This is a genomic window from Sorangiineae bacterium MSr11367, assembly GCA_037157805.1.
Classification (GTDB): domain Bacteria; phylum Myxococcota_A; class Polyangia; order Polyangiales; family Polyangiaceae; genus Pendulispora; species Pendulispora rubella.
In genome coordinates this window covers 7,404,348-7,418,540 of sequence record CP089983.1, presented here as the reverse complement: position 1 = coordinate 7,418,540, position 14,193 = coordinate 7,404,348, and the positions used below count along the sequence as shown (strand labels likewise).

Annotated in this window: 11 protein-coding genes; 2 read left to right on the top strand and 9 right to left on the bottom strand. The window is 63.3% G+C overall.

Annotation, left to right across the window (positions count from 1 at the left end):
• The first annotated feature begins 183 nt into the window (after positions 1–183).
• Complete coding sequence (locus LVJ94_28690) at positions 184–522, top strand: metalloregulator ArsR/SmtB family transcription factor (GenBank protein ID WXB00887.1); 339 nt, start codon at positions 184–186, stop codon at positions 520–522.
• Positions 519–983, top strand: coding sequence for an SRPBCC family protein (locus LVJ94_28685; GenBank protein WXB00886.1), 465 nt, complete (start codon positions 519–521; stop codon positions 981–983). The genes LVJ94_28690 and LVJ94_28685 overlap by 4 nt, the downstream gene beginning before the upstream one ends.
• On the opposite strand, the gene LVJ94_28680 is transcribed toward LVJ94_28685, so the two are convergent.
• The 9 genes from LVJ94_28680 to LVJ94_28640 form a co-directional block, all read right to left on the bottom strand.
• Entirely contained in the window at positions 976–1,212 is a 237-nt protein-coding gene (locus LVJ94_28680) for a hypothetical protein (protein ID WXB00885.1), read from the bottom strand. The two genes, LVJ94_28685 and LVJ94_28680, sit on opposite strands and share 8 nt — an antisense overlap.
• A complete protein-coding gene (locus tag LVJ94_28675) occupies positions 1,209–1,721 on the bottom strand; it encodes a Rieske 2Fe-2S domain-containing protein (protein WXB00884.1) in 513 nt (170 codons plus the stop codon). Before LVJ94_28675 ends, LVJ94_28680 begins: the two co-directional genes overlap by 4 nt.
• On the bottom strand, positions 1,718–2,353 hold the full coding sequence (locus tag LVJ94_28670; protein WXB00883.1) for a 4Fe-4S dicluster domain-containing protein: 636 nt from the start codon (positions 2,351–2,353) through the stop codon (positions 1,718–1,720). The genes LVJ94_28675 and LVJ94_28670 overlap by 4 nt, the downstream gene beginning before the upstream one ends.
• On the bottom strand, positions 2,350–4,572 hold the full coding sequence (locus tag LVJ94_28665; protein ID WXB00882.1) for a molybdopterin-dependent oxidoreductase: 2,223 nt from the start codon (positions 4,570–4,572) through the stop codon (positions 2,350–2,352). Before LVJ94_28665 ends, LVJ94_28670 begins: the two co-directional genes overlap by 4 nt.
• A gap of 3 nt (positions 4,573–4,575) precedes the next feature.
• The gene (locus LVJ94_28660) at positions 4,576–5,616 is read right to left on the bottom strand and encodes a hypothetical protein (GenBank protein WXB00881.1); all 1,041 of its coding nucleotides are present in this window, start codon (positions 5,614–5,616) and stop codon (positions 4,576–4,578) included.
• Positions 5,617–5,857: 241 nt separating this feature from the next.
• On the bottom strand, positions 5,858–6,979 hold the full coding sequence (locus LVJ94_28655) for an LpqB family beta-propeller domain-containing protein (GenBank protein ID WXB00880.1): 1,122 nt from the start codon (positions 6,977–6,979) through the stop codon (positions 5,858–5,860).
• Entirely contained in the window at positions 6,960–8,534 is a 1,575-nt protein-coding gene (locus tag LVJ94_28650; protein WXB00879.1) for an N-acetylmuramoyl-L-alanine amidase, read from the bottom strand. Before LVJ94_28650 ends, LVJ94_28655 begins: the two co-directional genes overlap by 20 nt.
• A gap of 45 nt (positions 8,535–8,579) precedes the next feature.
• Complete coding sequence (locus LVJ94_28645) at positions 8,580–9,968, bottom strand: hypothetical protein (GenBank protein ID WXB00878.1); 1,389 nt, start codon at positions 9,966–9,968, stop codon at positions 8,580–8,582.
• A 273-nt stretch (positions 9,969–10,241) separates the two neighbouring features.
• Positions 10,242–14,168 carry a protein kinase gene (locus LVJ94_28640; GenBank protein WXB00877.1) on the bottom strand — a complete coding sequence of 1,309 codons (3,927 nt, stop codon included), beginning with the start codon at positions 14,166–14,168 and terminating at the stop codon, positions 10,242–10,244.
• Positions 14,169–14,193 lie beyond the last annotated feature (25 nt).

Here is a 14,193-nt window from a genome sequence, read left to right as displayed (position 1 = left end):
TCCGCTTCCGCTGTCTCTGAAAGGAGACCGGCTTTGGGGCCCGAAGTCAACGAATCCGGGACAGCACAACCGGTGGCTATGGATGTTCCAATTACACCGTACCAGCCGATCAACTGTGCGACTTGACACGGCCGACCCGCGCCCTATTTTCCTTGTGAGCTAATTAGCCAATGAGGAAAATAAATGGACCCGCTTAGCCTCACGTTTGCCGCACTGGCCGATCCTACGCGGCGCGCCATCTTGGCGCGGCTGGCACAGGGGGAGGCCACGGTGAACGAACTCGCGGAGCCATTCGACTTACGGCTCCCCACCATCTCGAAGCACCTCAAGGTTCTGCAGCGCGCGGGACTCGTCGCGCAGACGCGCAAGGCGCAATGGCGCCCGTGTCGCTTGGAGGCTGCGCCGCTCAAAGAGGTGGCCACGTGGGTATGGAACTACCGCGAGCACTGGGAAGAGAGCTTCGATCGGCTCGACGCATTTTTGAGTGACATGAATTCCGCGAACGAGGAGAAACCAAAATGAGCAAGACGATCTTCATCGCCGAACCGGGCAAGCAAGAGATCTCCATGGCGCGCACGTTCGACGCCCCACGCGCCCGCGTGTTTGCGGCGTACATCAATCCGGAAGCGGTTCCGCGGTGGTGGGGGCCGCGGAGCCTCACCACGGTGGTCGACAAGCTGGAGGCCAAGAAAGGTGGCATCTGGCGGTTCGTTCAGCGCGATGGTGCCGGGCACGAATTCGCCTTCAACGGCGTGTACCACGAGGCCCTCTCACCCGAGCGGCTCGTCTACACCTTCGAGTTCGAGGGCATGCCCGGCCACGTGCTCCTCGAAACGGTGCTCTTCGAGGAGATCGAGGGCAAAACGCGCATCACGTCCAAATCGATTTTCCAGTCGCTCGAAGCGCGCGACGGAATGATGCAAAGCGGCGCCGAAGCCGGCGCGGTGGAGACCTGGGACCGGCTCGCCGAGCTTCTCAGCTAGCTTGAGTCGTGTGCCGATCCACCCGGTGCACGAAGGCCAGCAGGCCGGCGTGAACCCCGAAGAGAATCAGCGAGGCGGCGGCCGCCGGGAGCAGGAGATCTCTCTTGCCATCCAATGCGGCCTCCAGCGAGGCGCCGAGCAGCCATAATTGCAATACGACGCCCATGCCCACGAGGCACGCGACGAAGGTGAATACGTGGAGCGCTTGCTTCCTCGATTCGGAACTCATGAGACCACTCCTGTCGCAAAAACGTCGCCCTGACGCACGTCCAAGGTGATGCGCGGGAGGGGACGTTCGGGCGGTCCCTCCAGCGGCTCTGCGCCGGCCGTTCCTTCGTGGCAGGCGAAAACGCCCTCGTGGCAAGGGCAGAACAGACGATCGTCCGCTGGGCGATACACCACGGCGCACGACAAATGCGTGCAAACCTGGGAGAACGCGACCAGGGCGCCCGTCTTCGTGCGCACGAGGATGCACGGATCTTGGGCCGTGGGGTAGCGGAACAAAAGCGATTCCCCCGGCCCGAGCGCGTCCGCCGCGCAAAGGCGTTGCGGAGGATACGCCATGGACGTTCTCGTGCGCCCGGCGGCGACCATGGCGAGGTTCGCACCCACGAGAATGGCAGAGCCCAACGTGAGAAACTTCGCCAGCTGGCGGCGGGTGACGTAATGGTCCTCATCCCAACGAATGGGGAAATCACGACGCCAGAGGGGCAAATGCCGTTTTGCATCCTCGCTCATGGCAAATCCTCCAAAAGAGCGGCGACGTCGTCCTTGGCGACGGGGCGGATGTGCGGGCCATTCTTTCCCGCACGAAGCGCACCGAGGCCGACGTCGACCCGGGTGGTGGCGGGCGGGACGAGAACGAAGACTTTGGTGCGCACCACCTCGTCCCCGAACCGCCACTCGTTGATGGGCCGCCCGCGCCGCGTTCGTTCGATTTCTTCGCGCGTGGTGAAGGTCAGCGCTTGCGACGGGCAGACGGTCGCACACATGGGCTTTTTGCCGACGCTGGTGCGATCGAAGCAATAGTCGCACTTCATCATTTGGTCGATGTGTGCTTCGTATTTGGGTACGCCGAAGGGGCAGGCCATCACGCAATTCGCGCAACCGATGCAGCGCGGCTTGAGCGACGATTGCGTCACCCCCTCGGGGGTCTGTTTGATGGCGTCGGCCGGGCATACGCGTGCACACACGGGATCTTCGCAGTGCATGCACATTTGCGGTGCCGTCTGCACGGTATCGCGCCGCTCGATGGTTTCCAGATGGATCATCGACTGGCCGCGGTGCGTGTCGCACTCTTCGCACGCTTGAACGCAGGCACGGCACCCGATGCACCGGGAATAGTCGATGAAAAAGGCCAACTCGCTCATCGTAGACCTCCCGCTTCGGGGGCGAGCTTCACATGATCGTCCTCGGGCGCCGCCGACTTGGCGACGCGCACGGCGCATATTTTGAATTCGGGAATCTTCGACACCGGGTCGATGGCGCGGATGGTGCAGTTGTTGACCGAGCGCTCCAGCGGCCAATGGTACGGAACGAAGACGTGGTCGGGGCGGATGGTCTTGACGATCAAGGCACGCAGGGTCGTCGAACCACGGCGGCTTTCGATGCGGACGAAATCGCCTTCCGTCACGGAGAGCTTCTCCGCGAGACGCGGGTGCATTTCGCAGTACGGTTGCGGCGTCTGTTTGACCAGCGCCCCGATGCGGCGTGTCTGGTTGCCCGAAAGGTAGTGGGCCACCACGCGCCCGGAGGTCAACGTAATGGGATATTCCTCGTCCGGCTCCTCCGCGGCGGGGCGCCACTCCACGGGTTGGAAATGCGCTTTGCCATCGGGGTGTGCGAAGCGACCGCCCTCGTAGAGGCGAGGCGTCCCTGGATGATCGAGCTCTGGGCAAGGCCAGAATACCCCATTCTGCTCGTCGATCTTCTCCCAGGTGATGCCGTAATAGTCGGAGGCGCCGCCCCGCGAGGCTTGGCGCAGCTCGTCGAAGATCTCCTTGGGGGAGGAGAACGCGAATTTGTCTTTGGGGCCGACCCGTGCGGCGAGATCGCAAATGATCTTCCAATCTTGCCGCGCCTCGCCGGGCGGGTCGACGACCTGGCGATGGTGGATGACGCGCCCCTCCGCACTGGTGGTGGTGCCCTCGTCTTCCTCCATGAGCGAGCCCGGAAACACGATGTCGGCGAAGCGCGCCGTTTCGGACAGGAAGAAGTCGATGACCGCGAAAAACTCGAGCCGTTCGATCGCTTCGCGGATGAAGCGCTGATCCGGCAGCGAAACCATGGGGTTGAACGACAGGAGAACCATGCCGCGGATTTTGCGCGCGTGCGCCGCTTCGAAGAGCTCCAGGGCGCTCAGCCCTTTGCGCGGAATGGATGACTCCAGCACACCCCACACGTTGGCCATGTGCTCGCGATGTTCGGGATTCTCGATGTCGCGATGACCGGGGAGCTGATCGCACTTCTGCCCTTGCTCGCGCGCGCCCTGGCCATTGCCCTGACCCGTGATCATCGCGTAACCGGAGCCTTCGCGGCCGATGCGGCCGGTGGCCACCACCAGGTTGATGGCGGCCATGCAATTCTCGACACCCTTGGTGTGGTGCTCGATGCCGCGCGAGTGAAGGAGGAAACTCGACTCCGCCGGTCCCCACATCTCGGCGGCGCGCACAATCATGGAGGCCGGAACGCCCGCGATCTTGGAAGCATACTCAGGCGTATACTTTTTGACGGTTCGTTCGACCTCTTCGAAGCCGGTGGTGTGCTTGGCGATGAAGTCGCGGTCGATCCAACCGCGTTCGATCATCACGTGAAGCATGCCATTGAAGATGCCGATATCTCCGCCCGAACGAACGGGAATGTACAAATCGACGGTGCGCGCGATGGGGGTCATGCGCGGGTCGAGCACGATGATTTTCGCGCCGGCTTCTCGGGCGGACCAGAGATATTCCGTGGTGATCGGTGCGCACTCGGCGATGTTGGCGCCGGCGACGAGGATGCACTTGGATTTGCGGATATCGCTCCACGGATTGGCCGCGCGGTCGTAGCCGAGGATCTTCTTGGATGCGGCCGCCGCGGAGACCATGCAGAGCCGCCCGTTGTAATCGATGTTCGCCGTGCGCAGGGCGACACGGGCGAACTTGCCCATGAGGTAGGCTTTCTCGTTGGTCAGCGAGGCGCCGGTGAGCACGGCGAAGGCGTCGTGCCCGTGCTCCTTCTGGATGCGGCGAATGGCCTCCGCCGTGCGGTCGAGCGCCGTATTCCAATCGGTGCGGCGAAACCCTTCGCCTTCGACCCGTTCGAGCGGTGTGAGCAAGCGATCCGGGTGGTCGCCTTGCAAATAGCGCTTAACGCCTTTGGGGCAGAGCTTTCCCAAGTTGAAGGGAAAATCTTGCCAAGGTTCGAATCCGACGACTTTGTTGTCTTTGACTTTGAGCTGGATACCGCATTGCTGGCCGCAAAAGCAACAATGGGTTTTGACGGTTCTGTCGGGAACTTCGGCGGAGGTCCAACCGCCGGGGGGAACGGTATGCGTGTGCGGGCCGAACCGGTCGATGAGTAATGGGACCGATGTTGGGAGTTTGGCCATGAATCATTGCCTCCAGAGCGAATCTTGGGCGAGGGCCAGCATTTTTCGGCGACACGCCGGGCAGACGTCTTGGTAGTGCCCGTCGGCCGTGTCGTAGCGAATGCCGAGTGTTGCCTCGACGCTCTTGAGGTCGTCCACGTGCAGTTGGCTCGTGTACGCGCCATTGCAGCGCACACAATGTGCATCACCGCCACGTGCGCCAGCCTCTTTGTAGAACTTGATCGAGAGCTGTGCTGGTCTTTGGAAAATATGAAAGAATTTGCCGAACGGCAGATAGAGCAGGGTGAAGATCACCGTAATGGCGTGAACTTCGGACAAGAAGGCATAGTGCACGCCGCGCAAAAGATGCGTCGATAATGTGAGGAAGAGCCCCGTGAGGGATACTGCGAAAAGTAGTACCAGCGGTAATAGGTCGTTGACCGGCTGCTGGAGCGCGAGGGCCCCGCGATCGCCGGTGCGCCGCCACAAGGCGATGGCGACGCCCGCGAGGACCATGACCGCGGCGATGTCGAGCACGTTGAAAACGAGGGGCGCCAGAGGCCCGTTGCTGTCGAAACGCAACACTTTGATCCCGAAGACCAATGCGTCGTACGTGAGTTGTGCCGACGGTTCGCTTTCGAAACGCACCCAGCCGAAGGTGAGCGGTAGTGTTACCGCCGCGGCAAGCATGCATCCCCAAGCGATGAGCATGTGCGCGAGCCATCGTTTGCGCGAGCGCCTCGCGATGAAGCGCTGTGCGATGATGTCGTTCCATACGATGGTCGCGAGCTTTATCGTATTGGCGGGCAGACGGCGCAGGAAGATCTGCCAGCCTCGCCTCCAATAGAGGTTGGTCGGGGGACGGCGGATCCACATGCTATAGCGATAACCGATGCCGAATGCGGCAAACACGGTAGCGCCCGCGTAGGGCACCAGCGCCGCGTCGAAATCGCGAAGGCGCCGGCTACCGACGTAAATCGCAGCGGTGAGTACGCTTGCAGCGGCCAGCCCCCAAAAGGTCGCATGCCGGCCATCCGAGATGTGTGCCACCGGCTTGGTTGCCATCGCCGGTGGAGCATAGAATTAAAATTCCGTATATCAATGACTTAATCGGACGAACTCGGCAATCTCAGCGTCGTTCATGGGCGTACATACTATTAATAGTCGAGCATGATGATTGGATGTCGAAGCAGCATCGATATGACGTGAACCGAAAGCGGGAATATCGTTGCTTGGGTAATGTATTTGATATCTTAACGCGATGTAAGATTGTGCCGCGAGATTTGAAATCCGCGGTTGGATCGCATCACCGTGTCGATGCCGCGACCCAACGGGGAGACCAGTCCGCGCCTTTGGAGTGCGTGAGGCGCGTTTGCCCCGTTCCGTCTTTTCGCATCACATAGAGATCGACGTCGTTTTGGCGCTCCGAGACGAAGACGATGTGCTTTCCATCCGGGCTCCACGCGGGGGCGTCGTCGCGAAAGGCTCCATCGGTGAGGGCGACGGGGCCATCGCCTTCGACGGGCGCGACCCAGATGCGGCTCTTCCCGTCGGCGGCGCGGCTCACGTAGGCGACGTGCTTGCCGTCAGGGGCGAAGGCGAGCTCGCGCTCGTCGCCCGCGAATGCGGAGCCCGAGGCTGGGTGCACGTTCGACCCGTCGGGGCGAACGACGTAGACGCGGTCGCGGTTTTCGCGATTGCTCAGAAAGGCGAGCCACGCTCCGTCGGGGCTCCACTTCGGCGACCAGTCTTCGCGATGAAAGGCGGTGATGCGCCGCTCGTTCGTGCCGTCGGCGTCCATCACGTAGATCTCGGGATCGCCCTCCTTGCTCGAGACGAAGGCGATGTGCTTTCCGTCGGGCGAGACCTCCGGCTCGAAGCAGCCCTCGCGCGCGGCGGTGAGGCGCTCCTCGCGGTGCGATTGCGTGTCCGTGCGGACCAAGTCGCTGAAGCCCAATTCGTCCGATTCGGCCACGAACCAGCGGCCATCGGGCGAGAAGCTCGGATGCCGTGCCCTGCCGCGCAGCGCGGTCAGCGGCTGTCCGGGGGAAGGGGCACTGTCTTTCGGCGGGGTCGCTGGGTTCGTCGGATGCAGGCGGAGCTCTTCGCGTCGCGCACCGTTTTCCATGCGCCACGAGACAACGAGCAGACCCAGGCCATCGGGGGTCGGCGCGGCGGGGAACTCGTCCTCGGGGCCCTGGGTGACCCGGCCTTCCTGGCCCCGGCCATCGATCCACCACACGTCCTTTTGGCCCGCGCGCTCGGAGACGAAGTAGATGCGCCCCGGCATCGCGGCACGCTCTTTGGTGCCGATTTCCCCCGAGCCGGATGCACCACCACACGAGGAGGTGGTGCATCCCGTCAGGAGAAGGAGCCCCAAAAGGGGCACCCCACGCAGCGCGTGGGCGCTAGCGAATGCGAACCGCATCGGCGATGACCACGCTTCCCTCGGCGGCCGAGCGCCGGAGTTCGATTTTGTTCCATCCCGCCGGGAACGACCACGACCCCAGCGTGTTCCACTTACCGCCATTGGCTTGCTGATTGGCATTTACCGTCGCGACCGTGTTGCCATTGGCGTCAATCGCCACGAAGGGGGCGGTGGTCGTCCGGTTCGTGCCGGCGACCCACCAGGCATCGACGGTCTTGGTGGCGGCGGCGGGCAGGTAGAACGAGAACGTGGCCTTGTCGGCGGTGTCCGTCGTGGAGGCATAGAGGTAGCCGCTGCCGTAGTAACCACTGGTCGCGGAGCCCGTAGCCCACTCGCTGGACACTTCGATTTTGCCCTTGGTCGTGTCGTTGTTGGCATTGTCGCTGTCGACGATGATTTCGCCGCCGGCGCTTCCGCAAAAGGCGTTGATCTTGCTGATGTAGCTGGTCCACGGCCAGTTCGGCCCCGGATCGACTCGGTTTTCTGGCTGCAATTGGCCGTGGGCGATGATGTGGAAGCGATCGCGCGGGATGGCTTGGTCGCGTGAGATGTCGCACGACAATTTCGCCGAGGCGTCGATCTGGCCGGCCGGGAACGAGGACTGGCTCGCGAAGCCGCCGTGCTCGATGCCCACCGAGAAGTGATTCACGGAATAGCCATTGCGCCAGCATTCCACGCTGCTGTTGAGCGAGCATTTGTAGGTGGCGGCGACGTGCCAGGCGCGGTTCGATTCGCGAACCAACTGGGATACCTCGCTGCCGCTTTCGTTGACCACGTAGTGCGCGCTCACCTGCGATTCCGAGTTGGTGAGCCAACTCCAGCAGCCGGAATAGCCTCCTTCGCAGGTGTGGATGACGATCATCCCCGGGTCGCCGATGTCGCCCGAGGGGCGGGAGCCGTAGTTGGGGGACGGGCGCCAGATCGAAGCGGGATAGTCGGGCCCTGCGGCCTCCACGGCGCTGCGAATCTCGGCAAACTGCGGACGCACGCCCTCGGTGGGGGCGATGCCCGCCGCCGGCTCCCCGCGGCGGATTAGCTCGTAGACCTCGCGATGGATGTAATGCGATTGCGCCTCCGCGTTGGTGATGTCCCCGAGCTTCACCGCCAAGGGAGCCCACGCGCCCACGTCGGCGCGATCGGCGAGGCCCGCTTCGTCGGCGAGCGAGGCCAGTACTGCGGCGCCGGCGCGGATGTTCGCGCGCGGATCCGACTGCGCTTTTTCCGGGGTGACACCGGCGAGCTTCGCGCCGCGCGCAAGGTTGTCGCCGCGCAGGGCCATGACGCCGAACGCGGGGGGGCGACCCTCGAATTCCTGTTCGCCGCGCACCATTTCCATGCGCGTCTCCGTGTAAGCGATGGCCTTGAGCAGGTTCGCGGGAACGTTGAATTCGCGGGCCGCATCCTCGAACATCGCATCGAAGGATTTGCGGCTATCTTGGAGCGCCTGCGGCGTGACCTCGCCCGTATTCGCGTCCTCCGGGGCGGTACAAGCCGTGGCACAGGCCGAGGCAACGAGCAGCGTGACCAATAGGAACGACCGTGACGACATCCGCATGGGAATCCTCCTCCTGGTGCCCAAATGAAGTTGTATGAGGAAATATCAACGGCGAACCAATTTGACCGCGTCGGCGATGACGTAGCCGGTGGTGGTCGTCCAGCGGCTCACGCCGACGACGTCGTGGTCACCGGCTGCGATGGGGAAGACACCCAGGCTGACCCACTGGCCGCCGCCCTGGCGCTGATCGACTTTGACGGTGCGCACGCCGTCGGTGGCCTGCACCAGGAAGGGCGTTTGGGAATTGTAGCCCGGGTCGGCAGGGTAGTAGACGAAGGCCTCGTAATTGCCGGCTGCGGGAACATCGACGGCGAACCACGCAGGATCGCTCACCGCCTCGGGCGTCGCAAAGCGATAGCCGGTGCCGTATCGCTGGGAAGAATACGTGGATGTGCCCCAGTTGGCGCTGGCGTGGAATCGTCCCGCGGTGGCATCGTCCACGATGGCCTCCCAGGTCGAGCCGCCGCCGCTCGTCCAGTTGTAGGTGACGTCGACCCAATCGTTGTCGGACATGCCGAGGGAGTCCCAAAAGGTGCCATCCGCGAGGTCGATCCCGGCGGGATTGGCCACCGTTCGTCCGAATTGGTCTTTGCCGCCATTGTAGCCATTTTGGTAGGCGGCCTGCGATTCGGGCTTGCCCTGCGGGAGGTCGCGCCACATCTCGCGCGTCGCCGAAGGATTCCAATAATCGTCCTTGGTATTCCACGGCCCGACGTCCCATACGGGCTCGGTGACCGTGTGGCCATTGTATCGGAGCGTCACCGTGTATTCTCTTCCGCCGTTGCTGGCGAGCGCGCGCCGCGTGGGGAGGGCTACGAAGTGATCGCGCGATTTGATGACGTGCCCATTGGCCGTGGTTCCGCCGACCAAGCCTTCGCGCGTCGCGTAAACGCGATACGTCAACGGGGCCAGCGGGGCCTCGCTCATCGGTGCGGATGCGGCGGAAGGGCTGGCGCGGAGAGATAGCGTGCGAAGAACCGGCGATTGCTTATTTGGATTCGCCGTGAGCACGGCTCGAACCTGAACCTCGGAGCCGGCCGCCGGAAATACCGCGGGTTCCTGGGAAGTCGCGACTCGCCACTCCGACCAACCGCCGCCGACGGAGCGATTGCGCACTTCAATGGCCATTTCGGATTGGTCCGGGATGTCGCCCGAAGCCGTAGCCCATACGCGATCGACGGGTTGAGCCAATCGGCGCGTGGCGAAGGTAAATAAGCCGCGCTCGGAAAGCGTACGCCATCCGCCATTTTCGGCCTGAATACCCACGACATCGCCGCCCACCGAGTCGAGGTTTTCCTTCCATTGCAGCTCGCTGCCGCCATTTTGCGTCAACGCAGCATGGCTCGAATCACTATCTTCGATATCCGAAGCGCACCCTTGAAGCGCGGATAGCGATAGCAGCAGAAACAACCCGACGGGTAGGGAACGTCGCATGTTGACCTCCTGTTGTGCTCAGAGATTCCGCTTGGAACTCGCCGCGGCTCGCCGATATGGAGCTCGCGGATCGATGGCACTACTTAACGGGGGCGAACATAGTAGGTCCTCCACCAGACGCCACAGTGAATGATCGCCGTCTTCGGAAAATGAGTTTCCGAACTGCAATCATGAATGCATGTTGGAATATCCAACTTTAATATGGCGCCAATGGCGTTAAATGACATTTGGTCGGCCGCTGGGTTGCGAACCTTGCACCCGAGCCGGGGCGCGCTAGCCCTTCCCCCCTCGTCGAGCAAAATGCAGCGCCGAAGGAGGGAGGAGCTTTTCTGCCTCGTCGAGCACGCGCCTGTTCATCGCGTTTTTCGTGAGGAAGCCCATTCGGAAGTCCGCACCTGAAATGTGCTCGGCGCGAACGCGTATCCGTTCGACGGCCCTCTCGAGCGCCGCTGTGGCGGCAGCAGGCGTCTTTGCGGCGGCGCGCGCTTCGAAGGTGACCCACCAGAGTCGTACCTCCATGAACCCACAGCAATCTCCGGAGTGCGAACGGATCGCGGCGTCGATGTGGTTGCGTGCTTCGAGCCGTCGCCCGCTGCACTCCAGGATTCTCGTCAGCACGATGCTGGCGTAAACCCTGTAGATGGCAAACTGGTTGCTCATGCCGAGGCCGAGTCGAGCATGTTTCTCCGCGGCTGCGAGCTCTCCGCGCGCGGCGAGAATCTCGGCAAGAACCAAGTTCGAGACCCCCTGGAGGGATGGATCACCACGCTCGTCCAAGAAGGAGCGAAGAAGTCGTTCGGCTTCGTCGAGAGAGGCATCGTCCCCTTTGTCGAGGAGCAGCATGGCCAGATAGGGCGTCGCCGTGGAGATGAGCCATGCTTCCCGAGAACGGTGGGCTTCGGCCAAGGCGGCTCGCAATTTTTGCTCGCCTGCATCGATGTTGCCCAGGTGAGCGAGCGAAATGCCTCGGTAGATTCGCGCGAGTGCGACCATGCGGTGGCTGCCGCATGCTTCGAACATCGCTTCCGCGTCCGCCGCGGCCGTCGACGTTTCCCAGAGCTCCGGCTGGGCGTACCACGTGTAATGCGCACGGGCGAGCTTCCACAGGCCCCTTGCAAAGACACTGGTCATGGGCGCGATGCATTCGTCCATCTTGGCGAGATGCCGTTCGGCCTGCGCTCGCTGGCCGGAACGCGAACAGTAACCCACCGTGAGGAACGCGGCCTCCATCCGCATCACGGCGCCTTTCGGCTCGCACGAGGCCGCCCAAAGCGCGTCCGCCCAAGATGACATTTCGTCCGGGCGGGAGACCATTCCCGCGGCGACAATCATCATCCCCACGGCCATGTACCATGCCCTACCGCCACGGCGCAGCAGGGGCAGCGCCCGAGCGAAGAGCGGATACGCTTCCTCCCACTCGCAATCCAGAACGTGAACCCGGCCGCGCACCGCCAGCAAGGTCCCGAGCAGGTGGCCTTCGGCTCCGCACGCGATGGCCCGTTGGGTCAGGGGAGCGATGGCACGGATATCGCTATGATCGAAGGCATCGATCGCCGCTCTCGTGTAATGTCCCGCGGCGAGCGACATCATGTTCCCGAGCGCGAAGTGCTCCGCGAGAACACGTGGATCGCGCTCGCCCATCGATTCGAGAAAAGCCGCAGCGGCGCGATGTCCGGCGACGCGATCCGAGTCGGTCAGCATGCCGTGCGTCGCCTCGCGTAGGAGCTCGTGGCGGAACGAGTACTGGACATCGCCGAGGAAACGGCACCCATCGTCGCGCGAGACGAGCTCCTGGTTGACGAGCATGCGGAGCCAATCGTCCACGCGCTCCGATGATTCGCGTTCTCCGAGGAGCGCCAGGATGCCACCGCGCCAGAAGGTGCCGCCGAAAACACTGGCCGCCCGCAGCACGCGCCGCAAGTCGGGTTCCAGGCGCTTGAGTCGCGCTTGCAGCATCGCGAGCACCGTGGCGGGCATGGCCGCAGACTCGCCCTCGGCCACGAAGCGAATCAATTCTTCCAAGAAGAGAGCATTGCCCGCAGCCTGATCGACGATGCGAGCCACGACGTCCGGTGCGACTCGCTCACCAAGGACCTGTGCCGCGAGCTGTGTGCTCGCTTTTTTCGTAAGACCATCGAGGCGAAAATCCTGGCGTGTTCGCTCCGACCAAAGCCTTGGAAAGAGCTCATCGACCTCGGGTCGGGCCAATGCAAGCACCATGATCGGTTTGTCGCTGCACTCGCGGAGCAGCGTGTCGACCGCACGCACGGTGAGAACGTCACCCCATTGCAGATCTTCCACGACCAGCAGAACGGGGTGCACGTCGCTTTCGGCGCGGAAGAACGAGACCAGGGCGGAACTCACCTGACTGAACATCGATTGGGGCTCGTTCCGCGCGTCGCGAAGTCGCGGACTCGTCTCCGATGGAAACGGAATTCCGCATAGTTCACCGAGCAACTCGCTGACGAACTGCGCTTCGTTCTCGGGCATGTGACGCCGGACGCGCTCGCGAAGCTTGTCTTGCTGGACCGACAGTTCTTCCCCATCGCGAACGTTCACCAGATTGCGAAAGGCATCCCAGAGAAGGCTATACGGAGCTCCGGCCCGTGTCGGATCGCTCTGTCCGATCAACGTTTCGGTCGTCATCGTCTGGTCGCTGGCAACTTGCCGCAGGAACTCGCGACGGAGTCTGGTCTTGCCAATTCCTGGCGGGGCGATGACCACCGCGAGCCGGGCCACCGATTCGTCGTTGCACTCCGCGAGCAGCATGCGAAGCAGGGAGAGCTCGCGCTCGCGGCCGACGCAGCGTGTGGGTTTGCCGAGCAGCGGCCGCGCCTCGTCGGCGTGGAGCTCCGCTTCCACGATGGAGACCCCGGTGGGAGTGCGCACCACTTGAAAGCGTGCGTCGAGGAGCTGCGCCGTCACGTCATCGACCCACACGCCACTCGGCGCCCACGTCGACTCCAAGCTCGAGAATGCACGAAGGAGCGCGCTGGCACGGTCGATGGCTTCCCCGCTCGGCAGACGCGCACCGACGACGCCTCGGCCGGTCGTCACCGCGACCCGGAACGAGGGCTCGACCTCGCGGATGAAGAGCGCGCACCGGGCCGCCTGCACCGCTTGCTCGGTCGCCGTCATCCGCTCTGTTTGGGCAAGAATCGCAATCATCGATCCGTCCACGAGAAGCTCGACTTGAGCACCGAAACGCCCTCGCACGGCGTGGGCAAGCGTTGCCCGGGGCGCTGCCATGACGCACGGGCGCGTGTTCTCGTCGACGGACACGATAACGCTCACCAGCTGTTGCTCTTCGATGAGCGGCCGAACGGGCGCGGGAAGGCCATGCGCCTTCGGAACGTCGGGGGCAGGTACGTCCGAAAATGGCCCCAGGGTGAGGAGCTCGCTCAGCAGGGCACCCGCGTCTCGAGGGCGACACGTTGGATCCTTGGCGAGCATTCGCGCGAGCAGGTCCTCCACCGCTTCCGGCATGGCCGGTTGCACGGTTCGGAGCCGCGGGGCCTCTTGAAAAAGGATGTTCGCCATGATGAGTGACGCGTGGCCTCCCGAAAAGGGCAATTGCCCCGTCAGGCACTCGAACATCACGCATCCGAGGGTGAACACGTCGGCGGTCGGACCGACATGCCGCTCGCCGCGTGCTTGTTCCGGCGCCATGTACGAAGGGGTTCCGACGGCCAGCCCCGTTGCGGTGAGCTCGGATGAAATCAGCCGCGCTACGCCGAAATCGAGCAGCGACACCTTGTCCAGGCGGCCACCGATCAAGAAGATGTTCTCGGGCTTGAGGTCGCGGTGCACGATCCCCGCCCGATGCGCGACCGAAAGCGCGTCCGCGATCTGGCGGAACAAGGTCATGGTTTCAGGGAGCGAGAGATTTTGGCGGGCCAAGCGTTGCTCGAGGTCTTCGCCGTCGAGCCACTCCATGACGAGGTAGGCCTCGCCTTGCGGTGTGATCCCGTGGTCGACGTACGAAACGATGCCAGGATGACTCAGCTTCGACAGGACCTCGGCCTCGCGCGTGAATCGCTCGCGAAAATGATGGAGATACGCGGCGGAATTCAGCACCTTGAGCGCCACCGTCGCCCCGTTGCGCTGCTGATCGCGCGCGCGATAAACCACGCCCATGGCGCCGGAACCCGCCAGCTCTTCGACGATGAACCGCTCCGCAAAGACGGTCTTGAGGGCCATCTGCTTTTCTCCCCCGCTCAGGTTC

What these genes read in the sequence shown, in the direction of transcription:
- LVJ94_28645 (WXB00878.1), bottom strand. Translation starts at nt 9,968, where the DNA reads ATGCGACGTTCCCTACCCGTCGGGTTGTTTCTGCTGCTATCGCTATCC.
- LVJ94_28675 (WXB00884.1), bottom strand. Translation starts at nt 1,721, where the DNA reads ATGAGCGAGGATGCAAAACGGCATTTGCCCCTCTGGCGTCGTGATTTC.
- LVJ94_28690 (WXB00887.1), top strand. Translation starts at nt 184, where the DNA reads ATGGACCCGCTTAGCCTCACGTTTGCCGCACTGGCCGATCCTACGCGG.
- LVJ94_28660 (WXB00881.1), bottom strand. Translation starts at nt 5,616, where the DNA reads ATGGCAACCAAGCCGGTGGCACACATCTCGGATGGCCGGCATGCGACC.
- LVJ94_28650 (WXB00879.1), bottom strand. Translation starts at nt 8,534, where the DNA reads ATGCGGATGTCGTCACGGTCGTTCCTATTGGTCACGCTGCTCGTTGCC.
- LVJ94_28680 (WXB00885.1), bottom strand. Translation starts at nt 1,212, where the DNA reads ATGAGTTCCGAATCGAGGAAGCAAGCGCTCCACGTATTCACCTTCGTC.
- LVJ94_28685 (WXB00886.1), top strand. Translation starts at nt 519, where the DNA reads ATGAGCAAGACGATCTTCATCGCCGAACCGGGCAAGCAAGAGATCTCC.
- LVJ94_28670 (WXB00883.1), bottom strand. Translation starts at nt 2,353, where the DNA reads ATGAGCGAGTTGGCCTTTTTCATCGACTATTCCCGGTGCATCGGGTGC.
- LVJ94_28655 (WXB00880.1), bottom strand. Translation starts at nt 6,979, where the DNA reads ATGCGGTTCGCATTCGCTAGCGCCCACGCGCTGCGTGGGGTGCCCCTT.
- LVJ94_28665 (WXB00882.1), bottom strand. Translation starts at nt 4,572, where the DNA reads ATGGCCAAACTCCCAACATCGGTCCCATTACTCATCGACCGGTTCGGC.
- LVJ94_28640 (WXB00877.1), bottom strand. Translation starts at nt 14,168, where the DNA reads ATGGCCCTCAAGACCGTCTTTGCGGAGCGGTTCATCGTCGAAGAGCTG.